Source organism: Pseudomonas sp. GXM4 (genome assembly GCF_008923895.1).
GTDB lineage: Bacteria > Pseudomonadota > Gammaproteobacteria > Pseudomonadales > Pseudomonadaceae > Aquipseudomonas > Aquipseudomonas atacamensis.
Genome location: NZ_WBRZ01000025.1, coordinates 16,403 through 37,746, shown reverse-complemented (window position 1 = coordinate 37,746; position 21,344 = coordinate 16,403). Strand labels below are relative to the sequence as shown.

Annotated in this window: 16 protein-coding genes and 1 pseudogene; 9 read left to right on the top strand and 8 right to left on the bottom strand. The window is 60.9% G+C overall.

The window, feature by feature from the left end; all coding sequences use genetic code 11:
- Positions 1-4: 4 nt before the first annotated feature.
- Positions 5-94, top strand: a pseudogene (locus F8N49_RS28225) (metal ABC transporter ATP-binding protein); the annotation flags it as partial.
- Positions 95-117: 23 nt separating this feature from the next.
- Here the strand turns inward: F8N49_RS28225 and queF are convergent.
- The gene (queF, locus tag F8N49_RS06195; RefSeq protein ID WP_151551006.1) at positions 118-948 is read right to left on the bottom strand and encodes an NADPH-dependent 7-cyano-7-deazaguanine reductase QueF; all 831 of its coding nucleotides are present in this window, start codon (positions 946-948) and stop codon (positions 118-120) included.
- A 61-nt stretch (positions 949-1,009) separates the two neighbouring features.
- Positions 1,010-1,543, bottom strand: a complete 534-nt coding sequence (locus F8N49_RS06190) for a plastocyanin/azurin family copper-binding protein (RefSeq protein WP_151551005.1) — start codon at positions 1,541-1,543, stop codon at positions 1,010-1,012.
- A gap of 166 nt (positions 1,544-1,709) precedes the next feature.
- Here F8N49_RS06190 and F8N49_RS06185 point away from each other — a divergent pair, with 166 nt between their 5' ends.
- Positions 1,710-2,390 (top strand): heavy metal response regulator transcription factor, encoded by a 681-nt coding sequence (locus tag F8N49_RS06185; protein ID WP_071173049.1) that lies wholly within the window; start codon positions 1,710-1,712, stop codon positions 2,388-2,390.
- Positions 2,390-3,736 carry a heavy metal sensor histidine kinase gene (locus F8N49_RS06180; RefSeq protein WP_151551004.1) on the top strand — a complete coding sequence of 449 codons (1,347 nt, stop codon included), beginning with the start codon at positions 2,390-2,392 and terminating at the stop codon, positions 3,734-3,736. The genes F8N49_RS06185 and F8N49_RS06180 overlap by 1 nt, the downstream gene beginning before the upstream one ends.
- Before the next feature lie 39 nt (positions 3,737-3,775).
- On the opposite strand, the gene F8N49_RS06175 is transcribed toward F8N49_RS06180, so the two are convergent.
- The 3 genes from F8N49_RS06175 to F8N49_RS06165 form a co-directional block, all read right to left on the bottom strand.
- Entirely contained in the window at positions 3,776-5,020 is a 1,245-nt protein-coding gene (locus tag F8N49_RS06175; protein WP_071173051.1) for a lipoprotein-releasing ABC transporter permease subunit, read from the bottom strand.
- 63 nt (positions 5,021-5,083) lie between these two features.
- The gene (lolD, locus tag F8N49_RS06170; RefSeq protein ID WP_024013628.1) at positions 5,084-5,782 is read right to left on the bottom strand and encodes a lipoprotein-releasing ABC transporter ATP-binding protein LolD; all 699 of its coding nucleotides are present in this window, start codon (positions 5,780-5,782) and stop codon (positions 5,084-5,086) included.
- On the bottom strand, positions 5,775-7,025 hold the full coding sequence (locus F8N49_RS06165; protein ID WP_024013629.1) for a lipoprotein-releasing ABC transporter permease subunit: 1,251 nt from the start codon (positions 7,023-7,025) through the stop codon (positions 5,775-5,777). The genes lolD and F8N49_RS06165 overlap by 8 nt, the downstream gene beginning before the upstream one ends.
- 94 nt (positions 7,026-7,119) lie before the next feature.
- Between F8N49_RS06165 and F8N49_RS06160 the strand changes: the two genes are divergently transcribed.
- Together F8N49_RS06160 and F8N49_RS06155 are read left to right on the top strand one after the other, a co-directional pair.
- The gene (locus F8N49_RS06160) at positions 7,120-7,701 is read left to right on the top strand and encodes a PilZ domain-containing protein (protein WP_016775478.1); all 582 of its coding nucleotides are present in this window, start codon (positions 7,120-7,122) and stop codon (positions 7,699-7,701) included.
- 14 nt (positions 7,702-7,715) lie between these two features.
- Complete coding sequence (locus tag F8N49_RS06155; RefSeq protein WP_008087738.1) at positions 7,716-8,438, top strand: glycerophosphodiester phosphodiesterase family protein; 723 nt, start codon at positions 7,716-7,718, stop codon at positions 8,436-8,438.
- A 42-nt stretch (positions 8,439-8,480) separates the two neighbouring features.
- Here F8N49_RS06155 and sthA read toward each other — a convergent pair whose 3' ends face one another.
- Complete coding sequence (sthA, locus tag F8N49_RS06150; protein WP_016775479.1) at positions 8,481-9,875, bottom strand: Si-specific NAD(P)(+) transhydrogenase; 1,395 nt, start codon at positions 9,873-9,875, stop codon at positions 8,481-8,483.
- Between the two features lie 201 nt (positions 9,876-10,076).
- Positions 10,077-11,123, bottom strand: a complete 1,047-nt coding sequence (locus tag F8N49_RS06145) for an FAD:protein FMN transferase (RefSeq protein ID WP_122746886.1) — start codon at positions 11,121-11,123, stop codon at positions 10,077-10,079.
- A 75-nt stretch (positions 11,124-11,198) separates the two neighbouring features.
- On the opposite strand from F8N49_RS06145, the gene F8N49_RS06140 reads away from it, so the two are divergent.
- Complete coding sequence (locus F8N49_RS06140) at positions 11,199-12,500, top strand: MFS transporter (protein ID WP_122746887.1); 1,302 nt, start codon at positions 11,199-11,201, stop codon at positions 12,498-12,500.
- 180 nt (positions 12,501-12,680) lie between these two features.
- Here F8N49_RS06140 and F8N49_RS06130 read toward each other — a convergent pair whose 3' ends face one another.
- Positions 12,681-14,144: a glyceraldehyde-3-phosphate dehydrogenase gene (locus F8N49_RS06130; protein ID WP_016775482.1), complete on the bottom strand. Its 1,464-nt coding sequence runs from the start codon at positions 14,142-14,144 to the stop codon at positions 12,681-12,683.
- A gap of 354 nt (positions 14,145-14,498) precedes the next feature.
- Here F8N49_RS06130 and mfd point away from each other — a divergent pair, with 354 nt between their 5' ends.
- Genes mfd through F8N49_RS06115 form a run of 3 tightly spaced genes read left to right on the top strand, consistent with a single transcriptional unit; the run spans position 14,499 to position 21,227 of the window.
- Positions 14,499-17,948 (top strand): transcription-repair coupling factor, encoded by a 3,450-nt coding sequence (gene mfd / locus F8N49_RS06125; RefSeq protein ID WP_024013632.1) that lies wholly within the window; start codon positions 14,499-14,501, stop codon positions 17,946-17,948.
- A gap of 10 nt (positions 17,949-17,958) precedes the next feature.
- Entirely contained in the window at positions 17,959-18,525 is a 567-nt protein-coding gene (locus tag F8N49_RS06120; protein ID WP_056791507.1) for a CsiV family protein, read from the top strand.
- A gap of 11 nt (positions 18,526-18,536) precedes the next feature.
- On the top strand, positions 18,537-21,227 hold the full coding sequence (locus F8N49_RS06115) for a DEAD/DEAH box helicase (RefSeq protein WP_151551003.1): 2,691 nt from the start codon (positions 18,537-18,539) through the stop codon (positions 21,225-21,227).
- Positions 21,228-21,344 lie beyond the last annotated feature (117 nt).

Below are 21,344 nucleotides of genomic sequence, written 5' to 3'. Positions count from 1 at the left end.
CGCTGTGGGAGCGAGCCTGCTCGCGAAGGCGTCGTGTCAGTCGACATCATCGTTGAATGACACACCGCATTCGCGAGCAGGCCCGCTCCCACAAGGGATATCGCACATTCCGTTTCTTTATTGACGTACGAGCCGGTGATTCGGCAGCTGCATTTCTTCAGTGCTGCGATACGGGTTGATATCCAGCCCACCCCGGCGCACATAGCGCGCAAACACCGTGAGTTTCTCCGGCTTCAACAACCGCTGCAGATCGAGAAAAATCCGCTCCACGCATTGCTCATGGAAGTCCGAATGCTGGCGGAAGCTGACGATGTACTCCAGCAGGCTGGCGTGATCCAGCGCGGCGCCGCGATATTCCACTACCACGCTGCCCCAGTCCGGCTGGCTGGTCACCGGGCAGTTGGATTTGAGCAGGTGGCTGTGCACGCTCTCTTCAACGATCCGCGAATCATCGCAACGCAGCAGCTCCGGACGCGGGTGCTCATAATTGCTGATGCTGATATCCAGATCGTCGATGCACACGCCCGGCAACGCCACCACGCCTTCAGCTTCCACGTCTTTCAGACTGCGCACCCGCACGCCCACCGATTTGCCGGCAGCGGCGGACAGATCCTTGACCAGCGTCGCTTGCAATGTGGCGACGTCGCCGAACGGCGTCTGGTTCAGCGAGTTGAGGTAGAGCTTGAACGACTTCGATTCGATGATGTTCGGCGAATCCGCCGGGATGCTGAATTCAGCGATCGCCACCACCGGCTTGCCCGAGGGCAGCAGCCACGACAGCTCGAAGCAGTTCCAGAAATCCACGCCTTTGTACGGCAGGGTTTCGGCGGTCAGGCCCAGCTCGGCCCATTTCGCGGTGCGCGGAATCGGGAACAGCAGGGACGGCGTGTAAGTGGCGATGTATTCGCTGGATTTGCCCAGCGGCGAATGTTCGGCTGCGGGATGCATGGCGGAAACCTGACTGAAGAATCAGCGGATTCTACCAGCCTTTGCCCGCGCCTTTGAGTGCTTACTGACTGACTGTCAGTTTGCCAACCATGCCGGCCTGATAATGCCCGGGGATATTGCAGGCAAACTCGAGCGCCGTGGCCTTGCTGAAAGTCCAGGTCAACTCGGCGGTTTTGCCCGGCTCGACCAGCACGCTGTTGAGGTCGTCATGCTGCATGCCATGGCCCATCGCTGCGTGATCCATGCCCGCCATGTCGTGGGACATTTCTTTCATGCCGGTAGGCGTAAGCATGCCGCTTTGCTGCATCTGCAACATTTCCTGCTGGTGACTGGCATGCATCGCCGCATCACCGAGATTGAATTCGTGCAGTAACTGGCCTTTATTCACCAGTACAAAGCGAACCGTCTCACCGGCCTTGACCTGTATGGCTTTCGGGTCGAAGTTCATGTCGCCCATGACGATTTCGATAGTCCGCGTGGCCTGGCTCGCCGCTGCCGGCTGGCCGAAGGCGAAGGTGTGCACCGGTGTCGCCCATGCTGGCGTACTCAATGCCAGCAGAGAGGCGGCTATTTTCAGGGAGGTGCGCAAAAACATGGTCGTACTCCAACAAGAGAAGGTTCAGCCTGTGGGAAACTCTAACCACCCAGGGCTGGCATCGACCTGACAGGCAGATTACAACTTTGTCAGCTTGGCGCTTATCGCCGGATCTCACGGTATAACGCCTTCGCCCTTTTTCATCCCGAACCAGCCCGAGTCGCCCATGAAACTGTTGATCGTCGAAGACCAAGCGAAAACCGGCCAGTACCTGCGTCAGGGTCTGACCGAGGCCGGATTCAATACCGAGCTGGTGGCCGACGGAATCAGCGGCCAGCAATTGGCCTTGAGCGGCGACTACGCGCTGTTGATCCTCGATGTAATGCTGCCCGGGCGCAGTGGCTGGCAGATTCTGCAAGCGGTGCGCAGCGCCGGCCTCGACACGCCGGTACTTTTTCTCACCGCCAAAGACGCGGTGGAGGACAGGGTTCACGGCCTCGAACTGGGCGCCGACGATTATCTGGTCAAGCCATTCGCCTTTTCCGAGCTGCTCGCGCGGGTGCGCAGCCTGTTGCGGCGCGGCAGCGCAATCGCCCAGGAAACCAGTCTGCAACTGGCCGATCTGCGCCTGGATCTGATCCGCCGCCGGGTCGAACGCAGCGGCCAGCGCATCGACCTGACCGCCAAGGAGTTCGCCCTGCTGGAAATGCTCCTGCGCCGCCAAGGTGAAGTGTTGCCGAAGTCGCTGATTGCCTCGCAGGTTTGGGACATGAATTTCGACAGCGACACCAACGTCATCGAAGTGGCGATCCGCCGCTTGCGCCTGAAGATCGACGATGACTTCCCCAACAAGTTGATCCACACCGTGCGCGGCATGGGTTACGTGCTCGAAGAGCGTTCGCTGTGATGCGTCGTTGGTCCTTGAGCACGCGCCTGGCACTGTTGTTTGCCGCCTGCACTGCGGTGGTCTCGCTGTTCGCCGGGGTGCTGTTCGACCGCGCCAGCGAGGCGCACTTCATCGAGCTTGACCAGCAACAACTGGAGACGAAACTGATCGGCCTGCGCCGCGCCTTGCAGGATCTCCAACCTGCCCAGCGCGAGGCGCGGCTGGCCGATGAACTCAGCCGGCAGGCGGATCTGTCGTTGCGCATCACCAGTGGCGACGGGCAGCACTGGTACGACAGCTCGGTGCAGATTCCGAAGAATCTGCCCCTGCAAACAGGCCTGTCGACCATCAGCCATGACGGCACCGATTACCGCGTGCTGCGCACCCCGCTCTACCCGGACACAGCGGATTCGCCACAACTGACGCTGCTGCTGGACATCACCCATCACCAGCATTTTCTTACGCGCATGCAGCATCTGATCTGGCTGACCGTCGGCCTGTCGGCGCTGGCCACTGCCGTGCTCGGGGCCTGGGCCGCGCGCAGCGGTCTGCGCCCGTTGCGGCGGATGAGCGCAGTGGCACGTGGGATTTCTGCGCAATCGCTGAATGCCCGACTGCCTGAGGAGAAGATGCCGCCAGAGCTTGCGGAAATGGCCTACAGCTTCAACGCCATGCTCGAACGCCTCGACGACTCGTTTCAGCGCCTCTCGGCGTTCTCCGCCGACATTGCCCATGAGCTGCGCACACCGTTGTCGAATCTGCTGACCCACACCCAGGTCACCCTCACCCGCCCACGGGCACTGGAGGAATACCGCGAAGCGCTGCACAGCAACCTCGAAGAACTGCAATGGATGGCGCAACTGGTCAACGACATGCTCTATCTGGCCAAGGCAGACCACGGCTTGCTGATGCCCAAGCGCGAACCGCTGGAACTGGCGGATGAAGCTGACATGCTGCTGGAGTTTTTTGCGCCATTGGCGGAAGACGCTGGCGTGAGTTTGAGCCGTGAAGGTGAGGCGCAAATCGAAGGTGATCGCGGCATGTTGCGCCGGGCCTTGTCGAACCTGCTGGATAACGCACTGCGGTTTACCCCGGCCGAGGGTTATGTGCGCTTGAGCATCGTCGACGAGGGGGAGATCGTGCGCGTCTGCGTCGAAAACAGTGGCGAGGGGGTTTCAGCGCAATTACTGCCACGCCTGTTTGACCGCTTCTATCGAGCGGATCCGGCGCGGCAGGAAGGCAGCAGTGAGCATGCGGGGTTGGGTCTGGCGATCACCCAGTCGATCGTGCGTGCCCATGGCGGGACGATTCATTGCGAATCTGAAGCGGGTTGGACGCGGTTTGTAATCGAGTTGCCTCGGACCTGATCGCTCCCACGCAGGGCGTGGGAACGAGCATGGAGTCGCTTACGAATATCTCAAGGCATGCGCCGGTTCGATCTTCGCCGCCCGCCACGCTGGATACACCGTGGCCAGGAAGCTCAGAATGAATCCCGCCGAGCAGATCAACAGCACATCGCCGCCCTGGAGTTCCGAGGGCAGGTTGCTGACGAAATACACGTCCGAACTGAAGATATGCTGGCCGGTCACGCGCTCGACCCAGCCGACCAATTCACTGACATTGAGCGCCGCAATCACGCCCAGCACGCCGCCAATGATGGTGCCGACAATGCCGATCACCGTGCCCTGCACCATGAAGATCGCCATGATCTGCCGGGGCGTGGCGCCGATCGTGCGCAGGATCGCGATGTCGGCGCCCTTGTCGTTCACCACCATGATCAGCGTCGCAATGATGTTGAACGCCGCCACCGCGACGATCATCAGCAACAGCAGGCCGATCATGGTTTTTTCCATCTTCATCGCGCTGAACAGGCTGCCCTGGGTGTGAGTCCAGTCGTCAGCCTTGAAGTCAGCGCCGAGGCCACTGGCAATGTCCGCAGACACCTTCGGCGCGGCGTACAGATCCTTGACCGCCAGACGCACGCTCTGCACCTGATTCGGCTGCCAGTGCTGCATGGTCGCGGCGTCGGCGACATGAATCAGGCCCATCGAACCGTCCAGCTCGGCGCCGACCTTGAACACGCCCACCACATTCAGGCGCTGCATGCGCGGGGTGATACCGCCCGGCGCGGTGCTTACTTCCGGGACGATCAGAGTGATCTTGTCGCCGACATTGAGGCGGAAACGCCGCGCGGTGATTTCACCGATCACCACACCGAATTCGCCCGGCTTCAAGGCATCGAGACGCCCCTGGACGATGTGCTGGGCAACGATCGACACCTTGCCTTCCTGGGCCGGATCAACGCCGCTGATCTGAATCGGCTGCATCGAACCCTTGTAGGACAGCATGCCTTCCATTTCGGTGAACGGCACGGCGGCAGTCACTTCGGGATTTTTCATCGCAGCGGCGGCCACTGGCTGCCAGTCGTCGATCGGCTTGACGCCGACGATGGTGGCGTGAGGGACCATGCCGAGGATGCGCGAGCTCATCTCGCGCTGGAAGCCGTTCATCACCGACAGCACCACGATCATCGCCAGCACGCCGAGGGCGAGGCCGATCATCGAGGTCATCGAAATGAACGAAACAAAGCGATTGCGGCGCTTGGCGCGGGTATAGCGCGTGCCGATAAAGATCGATAACGGTCTGAACATTCGCTGGGGCACCGTGTAGAAATAAAAGACCCGGCGCCGTTACGGGCGCCGGGTTTCAGCCAGTCAGATGGGAGTGAGGCAACCTTCCTGCAACTGCAGGACGCGGTCCATCTGGCGAGCCAGGTTCATGTCGTGCGTCACCACCAGGAACGCCGTGCGCATCGAAGTGCTCAGCTCCAGCATCAGATCCTGAATGCCTTCGGCGGTGTGCAGGTCGAGGTTGCCGGTTGGCTCATCGAGCATCACCAGCCCCGGGTTGTTGACCAGGGCACGGGCGATGGCCACGCGCTGACGCTCGCCGCCGGACAGTTCCGCCGGTTTGTGTTCCAGACGATGACCCAGCCCGACACGCTCCAGCAATGCCGTGGCACGCTGACGCGCCTCCGGGATGGCGGTCTTGCCGATCAACAGCGGCATGCAGACGTTTTCCAGCGCGGTGAATTCCGGCAGCAAATGGTGAAACTGATAAACGAAACCAAGCGCGCGATTGCGCAGCAGGCCACGCTTTTTCTCGCTCAACGCAGACAGTTCTTCACCGTCGAGCCAGACGCTGCCCTTGCTTGGCGTATCGAGACCGCCGAGCAGGTTGAGCAAAGTACTCTTGCCGGAACCGGATTTACCCACGATCGCTACACGCTCGCCCGGGTGCAACTCCAGTTGCAGGCCGGCCAGCACTTGTACCGACTCTGGACCCTCCTCGTAGGATTTGCCCAGGTTACGGCAGCTCAGAATTGCTTGTTCACTCATGCCCGACTCACTCATAACGTAACGCCTCCGCCGGCTGGGTGCGCGCGGCACGCCAGGCGGGATACAGGGTGGCGAGGAAACTCAGGACCAACGCAGCGGCGCAGACCATGACGACGTCCTGGCTCTGGACCTGCGAAGGAAGATAATCAATGAAATACACGTCAGCATTAAGGAACTTGTGGCCGATCAGCCCTTCAAGCGCCGAAATGGCCGCACTGACATTCAGTGCCGCAAGGATCCCGACCACCGCGCCAATCGCCGTGCCGACCACGCCGATCACCGTGCCCTGAACCATGAACGTGCGCATGATCGTGCCCGGAGTGGCGCCGAGGGTGCGCAGAATGGCGATGTCGCCCTTCTTGTCGTTCACCACCATCACCAGCGTGGAAATGATGTTGAACGCGGCGACGGCGACGATCAGCAGCAACAGCAGCCCGATCATGGCTTTTTCCATGCGGATCGCCTGATACAGGTTGCCGTGGGTGCGGGTCCAGTCGCGGGCGTAGTAACGATCTTCGCCGAGCTGCTGGGCGATGTTCCACGCCTCGCGCGGGGCCTGGAACAGGTCGTCGAACTTCAGACGCAGGCCCTGCACCTGATCGGCTTTCCAGCGATGCATTTTCGCCAGATCCTGCAGATTGGTCACGCCGAGGTAGCCGTCGAGCTCACCGGCGCCGACATGGAAAATCCCGACCACGGTGAAGCGCTTCATGCGCGGGAACATGCCGGCCGGGGTCACACTGACCTCGGGAGCAACGAACGTAACCTTGTCGCCAATGCCGACGCCGAGCTTGGTCGCCGCCTTGTCGCCGATGACGATGCCGAAGCTGCCCGGTGTCAGGTCGTCGAGTTTGCCCTGCTTCATGAAGTTGTCGATGATCGACACATTGCGCTCCAGCGCAGGATCAATGGCATTGAGCAACACCTTGGAAACCTGACCGTTGTTGGTCAGCAGGCCCTGCATCTGGGTGAATGGCGCCACCGCCGTCACCTGCCGGTTCTGCTTGACCTTGTCGGCCAGGCTTTGCCAGTCATTGATCGGCTCGCCGGTCTCGAGAGTAGCGTGGGGCACCATGCCCAGCACGCGGGTGCGCATCTCATGGTCGAAGCCGTTCATCACCGACAGCACGACGATCATCACGACCACGCCAAGGGCGAGCCCGATCATCGAAGTCAGGGAAATGAATGACACAAAATGATTGCGACGCTTTGCACGGGTATAACGCGTGCCGATAAATACGAAGAGAGGTCTGAACATGTCGGGGCTTGTTCGGAGGGAAAAGGAACGTCCTTGTGGCGGGGGTCGAAAACCAGCTTTACACTCAGACCACCGCCGCTACCATGGGTTCGCCATGTCGACATTAGATGAAGAAGATCGCCGCGAATACTACCGTATCGAGGACACGATCGCACTGGAAATTCGGCCCCTGTCCGCTCCCGAAGCCGCAGGTCAGGAAGTGTTGCAGGATGCTTCCCCACTCTTCAACCTGCTCAGCGAACTGCACCTGAGCGAATTCGAGTCGCAGCACCTGTTGCGACAGATCAGCGAGCGCGACCGCGCCATCGCCGCGTTCCTCAAATCGCAGAACAAACGCATCGACCTGCTCAGCCAGGTGATCGCCCTGACCGTGCTCGGCCACATCGGCGAGCCGCAGCCAGTGATCATCTCCGAGGGCGGGATCGACTTTCAGTACCCGACCCCGATTGCCACCGGCGCACACCTGTCGGTGAAACTGGTACTGATGCCGCAGGCGCTTGGCCTGCTGCTGCGTGCCCGGGTCACCCATTGCGATCCCAAGGGCGATGGCTATGACGTCGGCACCGAGTTCGAGCGCCCGACCGATGCCCAGCGCCAATTGCTCGCGCGCTACATCTTGCAAAAGCAGGCTCAGGAACGCCGTCTGGCCCGCGAACAGAACGAATCTGGCATTTAACTTAAGGAAGCACCGTGACCCTCATCTACGGCCACCGCGGCGCCAAGGGCGAAGCACCGGAAAACACCCTGAGCAGCTTTCAGGAATGCCTCAAGCACGGCGTGCGCCGCTGCGAACTGGATCTGCACCTGTCCAAGGACGGCGAACTGATGGTCATCCATGACCCGACCCTCAAGCGCACCACCGACCGTCGCGGCAAAGTCGTCGAGCACACCGCCGCCGAACTGGTGACCTACGACGCACGCAAGGGTGGCCCGGGCTGGATCAAGCCGTGCCCGATTCCGACGCTGGAAGAATTGTTCGAGCAATGTGATTTCGAGCACTGGCAACTGGAAGTCAAAAGCGCTTCACGCACCCGCGCGGCGACTACCGTGCTGGCGATTCGGGAAATGGCTCAACGGCATGGCCTGCTCGACAAGGTGACGATCACCTCGAGCTCACGGGAAGTCTTGAAGGCAGCGCTGGACCTGGTACCGGACGTATCCCGTGGCCTGGTGGCCGAATACGCCTGGCTCGATCCGCTGAAGGTGGCGGCCAGCTACGGTTGCGAAATTCTCGCGCTGAACTGGACGCTGTGTACGCCGGAACGCCTGCAGAAGGCGCAGCGTCAGGGCCTGCATGTGTCGGTGTGGACCGTCAACGAGCCTGCGCTGATGCGCAGACTCGCCGACTTCGGCGTTGACAGCCTGATTACAGACTTTCCCGGTTTGGCCACTGCCACCCTTGAGAATTGCTGAAATCGGTCTCCCCGGCCGGCTCAGGCCACCGGCCGGAGCCCGTCAAAAAAGCCGGTTGAGGCCGTCGTACGCCGCTACCCGATAGGCTTCGGCCATGGTCGGGTAGTTGAACGTGGTGTTGACGAAATACTTCAGGGTGTTCAGCTCGCCCGGCTGGTTCATGATCGCCTGACCGATGTGCACGATCTCCGACGCCTGATAACCGAAGCAGTGCACGCCGAGCACTTCCAGCGTTTCGCGGTGGAAGAGGATCTTCAGCATGCCTTGCGGCTCACCGGCAATCTGCGCCCGCGCCATGCTCTTGAAGAAGGCCTTGCCGACTTCGTACGGCACTTTCGCCTGGGTCAGCTCCTGCTCGTTCTTGCCGATCGAGCTGATCTCCGGAATGGTGTAGATGCCGGTCGGCACGTCATTGACGAAGCGCCAGCTGCCATTGTCGACGATGCTGCCAGCGGCCGAACGACCCTGGTCGTGGGCGGCACTGGCCAGGCTTGGCCAGCCGATCACGTCACCGGCGCCGTAGATGTTCTCCACGCAGGTGCGGTAGTTCTGGTCGACTTCGATCTGGCCACGGCTGTTGACCTTGACCCCGATGTTTTCCAGACCCAGCGTGTCGGTGTTGCCGGTACGGCCGTTGCACCAGAGCAAGGCGTCGGCCTTGATCTTCTTGCCGGACTTCAGGTGCAGGATCACGCCGTTGTCCACGCCTTCGACGCGGTCGTACTCTTCGTTGTGACGCACGGTGATGTTGTTGTTGCTGAAGTGGTAGCTCAGCGCCTGGGAAATTTCCGAGTCGAGGAAGCTCAGCAACTGGCCACGGTTGTCGACCAGCTCGACCAGCACACCCAGACCACTGAAGATCGATGCGTATTCGCAGCCGATCACACCAGCGCCGTAAACGATCAGTTTGCGCGGGGTGTGACCGAGGCTGAGGATGGTGTCGCTATCGTAGATGCGCGGGTGGTGGAAATCGATGTCCGCCGGGCGATACGGGCGCGAACCGGTGGCGATGATGATGTGCTTGGCCACCAGCTTCTCGACCACGCCGTTGCCGCAGACCACTTCGATGGTTTGCTCGTCGGCGAAGCTGCCGGTACCGAAGAACACGTCGACGCGGTTACGGGCGTAGTAGCCGGTGCGCGATGCGACTTGTTTGGAAATGACTTTTTCGGCGCTTTTCAACACGTCCGGGAAGGAGAACCAGCGTGGCTCGCCGATCGCGCGGAACATCGGGTTGGTGTTGAACTGCATGATCTGCCGCACCGAGTGACGCAGTGCCTTGGACGGGATGGTGCCGAGGTGGGTGCAGTTGCCGCCGACCTGACGACGGCTGTCGACCATCGCGACCTTGCGCCCCGCTTTGGCGGCGTTCATTGCCGCGCCTTCTCCCGCCGGGCCGGAACCCAGTACCACCACGTCGTAGTTGTAGACAGCCATGCGTACTCCTCAGAACAGGCCGCGGTGCCAGCAGCACCGGCGGCTAAATCACGCCGAACGGCGGCGCGAAGGAACAATTGGGGGCCAGTGAAGAACCCGGACACAGTCTATAGAAGCGTCAACGCCGCGCACATTAACCCTTGGTCGCGTCGTAGGCTACTTTTGCCTGCACTACAACGCCAGCTTTCGTCTTGTCTTCGGTCAGTTTTTTTCACCGACAAGCTGCGCAAATGCCTGACTGCTGCGGGTGACGAAACCTGTATCGGCACGCAGGACAAAGAATGCAGCAATGTCATGCTTTTGGGCATAGTCCCGCGCCCTTTCCGGCCCGAGAATCAGCAACAGCGTCGATAGTCCATCGGCCATCAGCGCTGAAGGATGAATCACCGTGACTGACGCCAGGTCGTGTAGGACCGGTCGCCCGCTGCGTGCATCGAAGGTGTGGGAATAACGCCGACCGTCCTGCAGAAAATAATGGCGGTAGTCACCGGAGGTGGACACGCCGTAGCCATCGACATCGATAATCCGCTCGGCCACTTGCGGGTCATCGCGAGGCTCTTCGAGAGCGATGCGCCACGCTGAACCATCCGGCTTCTTGCCCCGGGCTTTGAGTTCGCCCGTGGCTTCGACCAGATAATTGTCGATGCCCATGCCCTGCAATCTGGCGGCGATGGCATCCACGGCGTAACCGGCGGCAATACTGTTGAAGTCGACTTCGACGGCGGCGTCCTTGCACAACTGCTCGCCGTCGATGCGCAGATGCTGATGGCCGACCCGCTGCATGACCTCGACCACAGCGGCCGCATCAGGGATCTTTTCCTCGCGTCCTTGCGGGCCGAATCCCCAGAGGTCCAGCAGCGGTTCCACGGTCAGGTCGTAGGAGCCATCGCTTTGCGTTGAAAGCTGTTCGCCGATGCGGACCAATTCGAGCACCGCTGCCGGCATGGCTTGGCAGCTATCGGCGGGCAAGGCGTTGAAACGTTCGATGGCGGAGTCACTTCGGTAAGTCGACAGCTGTTGATCGACTTCACCGAGGATGGCCTGCACTTCGCCGCGCACGCGCGCAGGATCGGCGCCCCCGGCGTGGCGCACGTACTTGACCGACCAGGTGCTGCCCATGGTCGAGCCACCGACCTGTTCCAGGGAATCGCCGGTGCCGCAGCCGACCGAAGCCGCCGCCAAGACCACAAGCCCCCACCAGCGTCCAGTTAACAATTCTTCATCTCCCCGCAAAACCACGGCGGCCATTATGAACTACAAGCGCCCGCTCGCTTCCCCATGGCTGCAACGCCTTTATACAAAATTGAACAGTGAGTACCTCCCATGTCCTCCACCACGGGCAAAGGCAAAGCGATCTTTCGCGTTGTCAGCGGCAACTTCCTCGAAATGTTCGACTTCATGGTCTATGGCTTCTACGCCACGGCCATCGCCAAAACCTTCTTCCCCACCGACAGCGCGTTCGCTTCGCTGATGCTGTCGCTGGCGACCTTCGGCGCCGGCTTCCTGATGCGCCCGCTGGGGGCGATTTTCCTCGGTGCCTATATCGACCGTCACGGACGGCGCAAAGGGCTGATCATCACTTTAGCGATGATGGCCGCCGGTACAGTGCTGATTGCCTGCGTGCCCGGCTACGCGACGCTCGGCGTCGCCGCACCGCTGCTGGTGTTGTTCGGCCGCCTGCTGCAAGGCTTCTCAGCGGGCGTGGAACTGGGCGGCGTGTCGGTGTATCTGTCGGAAATTTCTACGCCGGGGCGTAAAGGCTTTTTCGTCAGTTGGCAGTCGGCCAGCCAACAGGCAGCCGTGGTGTTCGCCGGCCTGCTCGGCGTCGGTCTTAACCACTGGCTGAGTCCGGAGCAAATGGGCGAATGGGGCTGGCGCGTGCCGTTCCTGATCGGCTGCATGATCGTGCCGGTGATTTTCTTCATCCGTCGCTCGCTGGAAGAAACTCCGGAATTCCAGGCGCGCACCCACCGCCCTACCCTCGGCGAAATCGTCCGCTCGATCGGCCAGAACTTCGGCATCGTCATTGCCGGCATGGCGCTGGTGGTGATGACCACGGTGTCGTTCTACCTGATCACTGCCTACACGCCGACGTTTGGCAAGGCTGAGCTGCATCTGTCTGATCTGGATGCGCTATTGGTGACCGTATGCATCGGCTTGTCGAACTTCTTCTGGCTACCGGTGATGGGCGCGGTATCCGACAAGATCGGCCGAAAACCCTTGCTGTTGGCAGCGACGATTCTGGCGATCCTGACGGCGTATCCGGCGCTGTCGTGGCTGGTGGCGAACCCCAGCTTCAGCCATTTGCTGATTGTCGAACTGTGGCTGTCGTTTCTTTATGGCTCGTACAACGGCGCGATGGTGGTGGCACTGACCGAGATCATGCCGGTGGAAGTGCGCACGACCGGGTTTTCCCTGGCCTACAGTTTGGCAACGGCGACGTTCGGCGGATTTACTCCGGCAGCGTGCACCTATCTGATTCATGTGCTGGACAACAAGGCAGCACCGGGGATCTGGCTCAGCGGCGCGGCGGTGTTGGGGTTGATTGCGACGTTGGTATTGTTCCGTGGCAACCGGCATGAGTTGCGCACGGCGCAGGCTGCTGTGGTTGGCGGCGCCAGTTAAATCGCACCCGCCAGCGCGATCGTTCCCACGCGCAGCAAAGGAATGCTTCAAGGGACGCTCCGCGTTCCAATGGGACGCAGAGCGTCCCGGGCTGCATTCCCACGCAGAGCGTGGGAACGATCACTCCACAAACAAAAACGCCCCGACAAATGTCGGGGCGTTTTCATTCAAGCCTGAGGCTTAGCGCGGGAACGCTGGCGGATTCACATCAGCCATGTCTTCCATTACGCGAACCACCTGGCAGCTGTAGCCGAACTCGTTGTCGTACCAGACGTACAGAACGACGCGGTTGTCCTGCACGATGGTCGCTTCAGCATCGACCACACCGGCGTGACGCGAGCCAACGAAGTCAGTCGACACCACTTCCTGCGAATTGACGAAGTCGATCTGCTTGTGCAGCTCAGAGTGCAGCGCCATGTAGCGCAGGTACTCGTTCATCTCTTCACGGGTGGCGGCTTTCTCAAGGTTGAGGTTGAGAATGGCCATCGACACGTTCGGCGTCGGAACGCGGATCGCGTTACCGGTCAGCTTGCCAGCCAGCTCAGGCAGAGCCTTGGCAGCAGCGGTAGCGGCACCGGTCTCGGTGATTACCATGTTCAGCGCGGCGCTGCGGCCACGGCGATCGCCCTTGTGGAAGTTGTCGATCAGGTTCTGGTCGTTGGTGTACGAGTGAACGGTTTCCACGTGACCGTTGATGATGCCGAACTTGTCGTTGACCGCTTTGAGCACCGGCACGATGGCGTTGGTGGTGCAGGAAGCAGCCGAGACGATCTTGTCGTCAGCGGTGATTTCACCGTGGTTGATGCCGTGAACGATGTTCTTCAGCTTGCCCTTGCCAGGCGCGGTCAGAACAACGCGGTCGATACCCGGGCAGGCCAGGTGCTGACCCAGGCCATCGGCGTCACGCCATACACCGGTGTTGTCCACCAGCAGCGCGTCTTTGATGCCGTACTGGGTGTAATCCACCTCAGTCGGATTCTTCGCGTAGATCACCTGGATCAGGTTACCGTTGGCGGTGATGGTGTTGTTTTCTTCATCGATGGTAATGGTGCCGTTGAACGAACCGTGTACCGAATCGCGACGCAGCAGGCTGGCACGCTTGGTCAGGTCGTTCTCGGCGCCTTTGCGCACGACGATGGCGCGCAGACGCAGGCCGTCGCCACCACCGGTTTTCTCGATCAGGATGCGCGCCAGCAGACGGCCGATACGACCGAAGCCGTAAAGAACAACGTCGGTGCCTTTGCGGGCCGAGGCGTTCTGCTGGCCAACCACGTCAGCCATCTCTTCACGCACGAACTGCTCGGCGCTGCGGCCGTTGCCTTCGTTACGGAATTTGAACGCCAGCTTGCCCAGATCCACCGACGCCGCGCCGAGCTTGAGCTCGCTCATGGCCTTGAGCAGTGGGAATGTTTCGTGGACGGAGAGTTCGCTGTCGTCCGAAGAACGGTGGCGAGCAAAGCGGTGAGCTTTGAGAATCGCGATGACAGACTGGTTGATCAGGCTGCGGCCATAGATCGAGCTAACCACGTTGTTATTGCGGTAGAGCTGACCGATAAGCGGAATCATCGCTTCTGCGAGTGCTTCACGGTCGATCCATTCACCAAGACACTGGTCGGGCTTCTGAGTCACGGTAACCTTCCACATGTAGGGGCAGAAAAAAGGGGCTACATTATGCCGCCGACAAGCCCTTTCAGCAATGCGCGCTTGTCGCGCAATCGGTAACAAATTCCCGTTCAAAAAATTTACGCCCTTCTCCAGCCCAATAAAACCGGGGCTTTCAGCGCAGTCAATTTTTCGACGACTGTTAGACGATGTCTGTAACCCTCCGTAACACCACCCGGCTTCGGCACTACATAACCACGAAAAAAGTGCTCGTTTTTATGGTTACCACTACATTTCGTCCAAACCGTGAAGATAGACGCAGTCTGCAACTGACAGGCGGCACCGGAGGCCGCTACAATTACCGACTTTGTCGCAACGCCTGGAGCTCAACCTTCCGTGCCTGTTCTGCGTCTACCGTTACTCCCTGCCGAAGCAGGTAAACAGCACTGGGGCAATCTGCCCGGTGCCGCCCTCAGCCTGGCGATTGCCGAGGCTGCCAGCGCTGCCAAGCGCTTTACCCTGCTGCTGACCGCCGACAGCCAAAGCGCCGAACGGCTGGAACAGGAGCTGAGTTTCTTCGCCCCGGATTTGCCCGTACTGCATTTCCCCGACTGGGAAACCCTGCCCTACGACCTGTTCTCGCCGCACCAGGACATCATCTCCCAGCGCATCGCCAGCCTGTATCGCCTGCCGGAACTGGCCCACGGCGTGCTGGTGGTTCCGATCACCACCGCTTTGCATCGCTTGGCGCCGACCAAATTCCTCCTCGGCAGCAGCCTGGTGCTGGACATCGGCCAGAAGCTCGACGTCGAACAGATGCGCGCGCGGCTCGAAGCCAGCGGCTATCGCTATGTCGACACGGTGTACGAGCACGGCGAGTTCACCGTACGCGGCGCGCTGATCGACCTGTTCCCGATGGGCAGCAAACTGCCGTATCGCATCGACCTGTTCGACGACGAAATCGAAACCCTGCGCACCTTCGATCCGGAAACCCAGCGTTCAATCGACAAGGTCGAGTCGGTCAAGCTGCTGCCGGCCCGCGAGTTTCCATTGCAGAAAGACGCAGTCACCCGCTTCAAGGCGCGTTTCCGTGAGCGCTTTGACGTCGATTTTCGCCGCTGCCCGATCTTTCAGGATTTGAGCAGCGGTATCACCCCGGCCGGTATCGAGTACTACCTGCCGCTGTTCTTCGACGAAACCTCGACGCTGTTCGACTACCTGCCCCAGGACACTCAGGTGTTCTCGCTGCCGGGCATCGAGCAGGCGGCGGAAAACTTCTGGAACGACGTGCGCAATCGTTACGAAGAACGCCGCGTCGATCCTTCGCGTCCTTTATTGCCACCGGCCGAATTGTTCCTGCCGGTAGAAGATTGCTTCGCGCGCCTGAAGAATTGGCCGCGAGTCGTCGCCAGTCAGCAGGACGTTGAAAGCGGTGTCGGCCGTGAACGCTTCCCGGCGCACGCGCTGCCGGATCTGGCCATCGAAGCCAAAGCCACGCAGCCACTGGCGGCGCTGGCCGGCTTCCTCGAAGAGTTCCCCGGTCGCGTGCTGTTCACCGCCGAATCGGCGGGTCGTCGCGAAGTCCTGCTGGAACTGCTGGAACGCCTTAAGCTGCGGCCGAAAACCGTCGACAGCTGGCCAGACTTCGTTGCCAGCAAGGATCGTCTGGCGATCACCATCGCCCCGCTCGACGAGGGCCTGCTGCTCGACGACCCGGCGCTGGCGCTGGTGGCGGAAAGTCCGCTGTTCGGGCAACGAGTGATGCAACGTCGTCGCCGCGAGAAGCGCAGCGACGTCAGCAACGATGCGGTAATCAAGAACCTCACCGAACTGCGTGAAGGCGCGCCGGTGGTGCATATCGATCACGGCGTCGGGCGTTATCTGGGCCTGACGATTCTGGAAATCGACAATCAGGCCGCCGAATTCCTCACCCTCGAATACGCCGAGAACGCCAAGCTCTACGTGCCGGTCGCCAACCTGCACCTGATCGCGCGCTACACCGGCAGCGACGATTCGCTTGCGCCGCTGCACCGCCTCGGCTCGGAGACCTGGCAGAAAGCCAAGCGCAAAGCCGCCGAGCAGGTGCGTGACGTCGCCGCCGAATTGCTCGACATTTACGCCCGTCGCGCCGCCCGTGAAGGTTACGCCTTCGCCGACCCGAAGGCCGATTACGCCACCTTCAGCGCCGGTTTCCCGTTCGAAGAAACACCCGATCAGCAAGCCACCATCGAGGCCGTGCGCGAAGACATGCTCGCGCCGAAACCGATGGATCGCCTGGTCTGCGGCGACGTCGGCTTCGGCAAGACCGAAGTGGCCATGCGCGCCGCGTTCATTGCCGTGCACGGCGGGCGTCAGGTGGCGATTCTGGTGCCGACCACCCTGCTCGCCCAGCAGCACTACAACAGTTTCCGCGACCGCTTCGCCGACTGGCCGGTGACCGTGGAAGTGATGAGCCGTTTCAAGTCGGCCAAGGAAGTCAACGCGGCGATCGCCGATCTGGCGGAAGGCAAGATCGACATCGTCATCGGCACGCACAAGCTGCTGTCCGATGATGTGAAGATCAAAAACCTCGGGCTGGTGATCATCGACGAAGAACACCGTTTTGGCGTACGCCAGAAAGAACAGCTCAAGGCCCTGCGCAGCGAGGTCGATATTCTGACCCTGACCGCGACGCCGATTCCGCGCACGCTGAACATGGCGGTGTCGGGCATGCGCGATCTGTCGATCATCGCCACGCCACCAGCGCGGCGCCTGTCGGTGCGCACTTTCGTCATGGAGCAGAACAAGAGCACGGTCAAGGAAGCCCTGCTGCGTGAACTGCTACGTGGTGGTCAGGTTTACTACCTGCACAACGATGTGAAGACCATCGAGAAATGCGCCGCCGACCTCGCCGAACTGGTGCCGGAAGCGCGCATCGGTATCGGCCACGGGCAGATGCGCGAACGTGAACTCGAACAGGTGATGAGCGACTTCTACCACAAGCGCTTCAACGTGCTGATCGCCTCGACCATCATCGAGACCGGCATCGACGTGCCAAGCGCCAACACCATCATCATCGAACGCGCCGACAAGTTCGGCCTGGCCCAACTGCACCAGTTGCGCGGTCGTGTCGGCCGCAGTCACCACCAGGCTTACGCCTACCTGCTGACACCGCCGCGCCAGCAGATCACTTCCGACGCGGAAAAGCGTCTGGAAGCGATCGCCAATACCCAGGACCTCGGTGCCGGTTTCGTGCTGGCCACCAACGACCTGGAAATCCGTGGCGCCGGCGAACTGCTGGGCGATGGTCAGAGCGGGCAGATTCAGGCCGTCGGTTTCACCCTGTACATGGAAATGCTCGAGCGCGCGGTGAAGTCGATCCGCAAGGGCGAGCAGCCGAACCTCGATCAACCGCTGGGTGGCGGCCCGGAAGTCAATCTGCGGGTGCCGGCGCTGATTCCGGAAGATTATCTGCCGGATGTGCATGCGCGGTTGATTCTGTATAAACGCATCGCCTCGGCCACCGACGAGGAAGGCCTCAAGGACCTGCAGGTGGAGATGATCGACCGCTTCGGCCTGTTGCCGGAGCCGACCAAGAACCTGGTGCGGATCACCGCGCTGAAATTGCAGGCGGAAAAGCTTGGCATCAAGAAAGTCGACGGCGGGCCGCAAGGCGGGCGTATCGAGTTCGAAGCGCAGACGCCGGTTGACCCGATGACCCTGATCAAGCTGATCCAGACGCAGCCCAAGCGCTACAAGTTCGAAGGCGCGACGATGTTCAAATTCCAGGTGCCGATGGAGCGCCCGGAAGAACGTTTCAATACTGTCGAGGCGCTGTTTGAGCGTCTCATCCCGAAATCCGCTTGAAGGACGCCCGATGCGCCTGTTCCGCTCTCTGACTTTGTTGCTTGCACTTGCAGCACCGACGGCGTTTGCCGATGACACGTATCAGGTCGAAATGATCCTGGTGCGCCAGAATGCCGTCCCGGCCATCGTCAGCCGCGCCGCCCCGGAAGACTGGGCCGCAGGCGCCCAGCGTCTGGGCAGCGACAGCCAGCGCACCCCGGCGCTGAATGATGTAGTGAACAAACTCACCGCCAGCGGCGAGTACACCGTGCTGATGCACAAAGCCTGGCAGCAGAGCCTCGGCGAAGCGCCGGCGAAAGTCGCAGTGAGCGAAGGTCAGGAGCAGTTCGGCCAGTTCCCGATCGAGGGCACGCTGGAAATGAAACTCGGCCGCTTCACCGACGTGACCGCCGATTTCTGGGTCAATCAGATCGACGCCAATGGCCTGGTCACTGCCAGTGAGCGCCTGCGTCAGGACAGCCACACCAAGAACGGCCAGCTCAATTACCTCGACAACGGCCACCTGGCCCTGCTGATCAAGATCACTTCCCTGACCGCGCCAGCGCCTCGCGAAGCGCCTGAAGTCGTGCCGGACTGATCGAAGTCCTTATGCCGCCGCCCCTGAGCAAACCGCTGGCCCCGTCGTGGGTCAGCCGATTCAAAGAACAGAGTCTGGAGCGCGGCCGCCGCTACGCTTTGGAGAATCGAGTGCGCATCGCCCAGGTCGGCGATGCGACCATCACCGCCAGTTGCGAAGGTTCTGGCGGCAGCGTTTACCGGCAGACCATTCATTTGCGCGAATCAGCCAAAGCGACGCTGCTGCTGGTCGACGCCACCTGCACCTGCCCGGTGCGCAGCAACTGCAAACACTGCGCGGCGGTGCTGCTGAAAATCCAGGAAACCCTCGACTACCCCGCCGCCGCTAAAGATGTCGAGCTGCTGGAGAAGCTCCAGGCCGTGCTGGAAAACCGCAGCCCGAAAGCGCCGCCGCAAGTGTTGGTGGACAACGTGCAACCGGTGCCGCGCCTGTGGCTGGCGAGCGTCGAGTTCAGCGCCTTCGAGCCGCGCAACGGCAAGATGCAGCGCTACATTCAGCATCGTGCGGCGCTGTCGTTCAGCTATCTGGACGAATACGTCAGCGGGCAAAAACACAGCGATATCCTGATCCGTCAGGAAGCCCAGACCCTGCGGATAAAACGCCACCCGGATGTCGAACAGTCCTACCGCGAACAGTTGCGCATCCTCGGTTTCCGCATCGCCACCCGGCAGAGCAAAGCGCTGCCGGAAAGCGCCGGCGAACTCTACGAGATGGTCAACGACAGCGCCTGGCTGACCTTCACGCTGAATGACTTGCCGAAATTGCGCAGCCAAGGCTGGGAGTTGCAGATCGATGAGGAATTCGGCTTCGACCTGACCGCCGTCGACGACTGGTACGCCACCGTCGAACAGGCGCCGGAGCGCGACTGGTTCGATCTGGAACTGGGCATCATCGTCAACGGCGAGCGCCTGAGCCTGCTGCCGATTCTGCTGAATCTGATGCGCTCGCACACCGAGATCCTCAACCCGGAACGCCTCGCCCGCCGTCGCGATGACGAGCTGATTCTGGTGAACATTCCGCAACGCACCAACGAGCATGGGCCGTTGCAAGTGGCGCTGCCGCTCGGTCGCTTGAAGCCGGTATTGATGACGCTGGGCGAGTTCTATTTGCAGGAGCCGGGCGAAACCACCCTGCGCCTGAGCAAGGCTGACGCCACCCGGCTCAATTCGCTGGAAGGCCTGCCGCTGTTGTGGGAAGGCGGCGAGCAGATCCGCACCTTCGCCCAGCGGCTGCGCGACATCCGCGATTTCACGGCCGAAGCGCCGCAAGGTCTGAATGCAACGCTGCGCCCGTATCAGCTCGAAGGTTTGAGCTGGATGCAATCGCTGCGGCAACTGGAGGTCGGCGGGATTCTTGCGGATGACATGGGCTTGGGCAAAACCCTACAGACCTTGGCGCATATTCTCAGCGAGAAGAACGCCGGACGCCTCGATCGTCCGTGCATGGTGGTGATGCCGACCAGCCTGATTCCGAACTGGCTCGATGAGGCGGCGCACTTCACCCCGCAACTGAAAGTCCTCGCACTGTACGGCGCGACGCGAAAAAAGCACTTCGACAATCTGGCCGACTTCGACCTGATCCTCACCACTTACGCCCTGTTGCCCAAGGACCTCGAGCGCCTGGCCAAACAGCCGTTGCACGTGCTGGTGCTGGACGAAGCGCAATACATCAAGAATCCCAACAGCAAAGCCGCCCAGGCCGCGCGCGAGCTGAACGCGCGCCAGCGCCTGTGCCTCAGCGGCACGCCGCTGGAAAACCACTTGGGCGAGCTGTGGTCGCTGTTCCACTTCCTGTTGCCGGGCTGGCTCGGCGACGTGAAAAGTTTCAATGCCGATTACCGCGTGCCGATCGAAAAGCGCGGCAGTGAAGTCAGACTGCAACACCTCAACGGTCGGATAAAACCGTTTCTGCTGCGCCGCACCAAAGAGCAGGTCGCAACCGAACTGCCGCCGAAAACCGAGATCATCCATTGGGTCGAACTCAACGAAGCGCAGCGCGACGTGTACGAAACCATGCGCTTGGCGATGGACAAGAAGGTCCGTGACGAGATCACTCGCAAAGGCGTGGCACGCAGCCAGATCATCATTCTCGAAGCATTGCTCAAGCTGCGCCAGGTCTGCTGCGATCTGCGCCTGGTCAACGACGCCACCCTGCCCGCGCGCGGCAGCACTTCGGGCAAGCTCGACAGCCTGATGGAAATGCTTGAAGAATTGTTCGAGGAAGGTCGGCGGATTCTGCTGTTCTCGCAATTCACTTCGATGCTGACATTGATCGAAGAGGAATTGAAAAAGCGCAAGATCGCTTACGCGCTCCTTACTGGCCAGACCCGTGACCGGCGTACACCGGTGAAGGAATTCCAGAGCGGCACGCGTCAGATTTTTCTGATCAGCCTGAAGGCCGGTGGCGTCGGTTTGAACCTCACCGAAGCCGATACGGTGATTCACTACGACCCGTGGTGGAACCCGGCAACCGAGAATCAGGCGACTGACCGGGCGTATCGTATTGGCCAGGAAAAACCGGTGTTCGTCTACAAGATGATTGCCCGGGGCACAGTGGAAGAGAAGATTCAGCACCTGCAGAAGGAAAAGTCTGACCTGGCAGCGGGCGTGCTCGATGGGCGCAAGGCCGGGGACTGGAAGTTGCAGAGCGATGATATTGAAGCGCTGTTTGCGCCGTTGCCGGACAAGATCGATAAGCGTTAAAGCGGCGTCGCTGGTTAGATAGCTTTCGCTGGCAAGCCAGCTCCCACAGGGTTATGAGCTGTACCGAAGATTGTGATTCAACTCGATATCTGTGGGAGCTGGCTTGCCAGCGATGGG

Bases quoted from the DNA above. Each gene is read 5' to 3' on its own strand.
- F8N49_RS06175 (WP_071173051.1), bottom strand. From the start codon at position 5,020: ATGTTCAGACCGTTATCGATCTTTATCGGCACGCGCTATACCCGCGCC.
- F8N49_RS06115 (WP_151551003.1), top strand. From the start codon at position 18,537: ATGCCGCCGCCCCTGAGCAAACCGCTGGCCCCGTCGTGGGTCAGCCGA.
- F8N49_RS06190 (WP_151551005.1), bottom strand. From the start codon at position 1,543: ATGTTTTTGCGCACCTCCCTGAAAATAGCCGCCTCTCTGCTGGCATTG.
- F8N49_RS06140 (WP_122746887.1), top strand. From the start codon at position 11,199: ATGTCCTCCACCACGGGCAAAGGCAAAGCGATCTTTCGCGTTGTCAGC.
- queF (WP_151551006.1), bottom strand. From the start codon at position 948: ATGCATCCCGCAGCCGAACATTCGCCGCTGGGCAAATCCAGCGAATAC.
- F8N49_RS06160 (WP_016775478.1), top strand. From the start codon at position 7,120: ATGTCGACATTAGATGAAGAAGATCGCCGCGAATACTACCGTATCGAG.
- lolD (WP_024013628.1), bottom strand. From the start codon at position 5,782: ATGAGTGAGTCGGGCATGAGTGAACAAGCAATTCTGAGCTGCCGTAAC.
- F8N49_RS06120 (WP_056791507.1), top strand. From the start codon at position 17,959: ATGCGCCTGTTCCGCTCTCTGACTTTGTTGCTTGCACTTGCAGCACCG.
- F8N49_RS06165 (WP_024013629.1), bottom strand. From the start codon at position 7,025: ATGTTCAGACCTCTCTTCGTATTTATCGGCACGCGTTATACCCGTGCA.
- F8N49_RS06185 (WP_071173049.1), top strand. From the start codon at position 1,710: ATGAAACTGTTGATCGTCGAAGACCAAGCGAAAACCGGCCAGTACCTG.
- sthA (WP_016775479.1), bottom strand. From the start codon at position 9,875: ATGGCTGTCTACAACTACGACGTGGTGGTACTGGGTTCCGGCCCGGCG.
- F8N49_RS06180 (WP_151551004.1), top strand. From the start codon at position 2,390: ATGCGTCGTTGGTCCTTGAGCACGCGCCTGGCACTGTTGTTTGCCGCC.
- F8N49_RS06130 (WP_016775482.1), bottom strand. From the start codon at position 14,144: ATGTGGAAGGTTACCGTGACTCAGAAGCCCGACCAGTGTCTTGGTGAA.
- F8N49_RS06145 (WP_122746886.1), bottom strand. From the start codon at position 11,123: ATGGCCGCCGTGGTTTTGCGGGGAGATGAAGAATTGTTAACTGGACGC.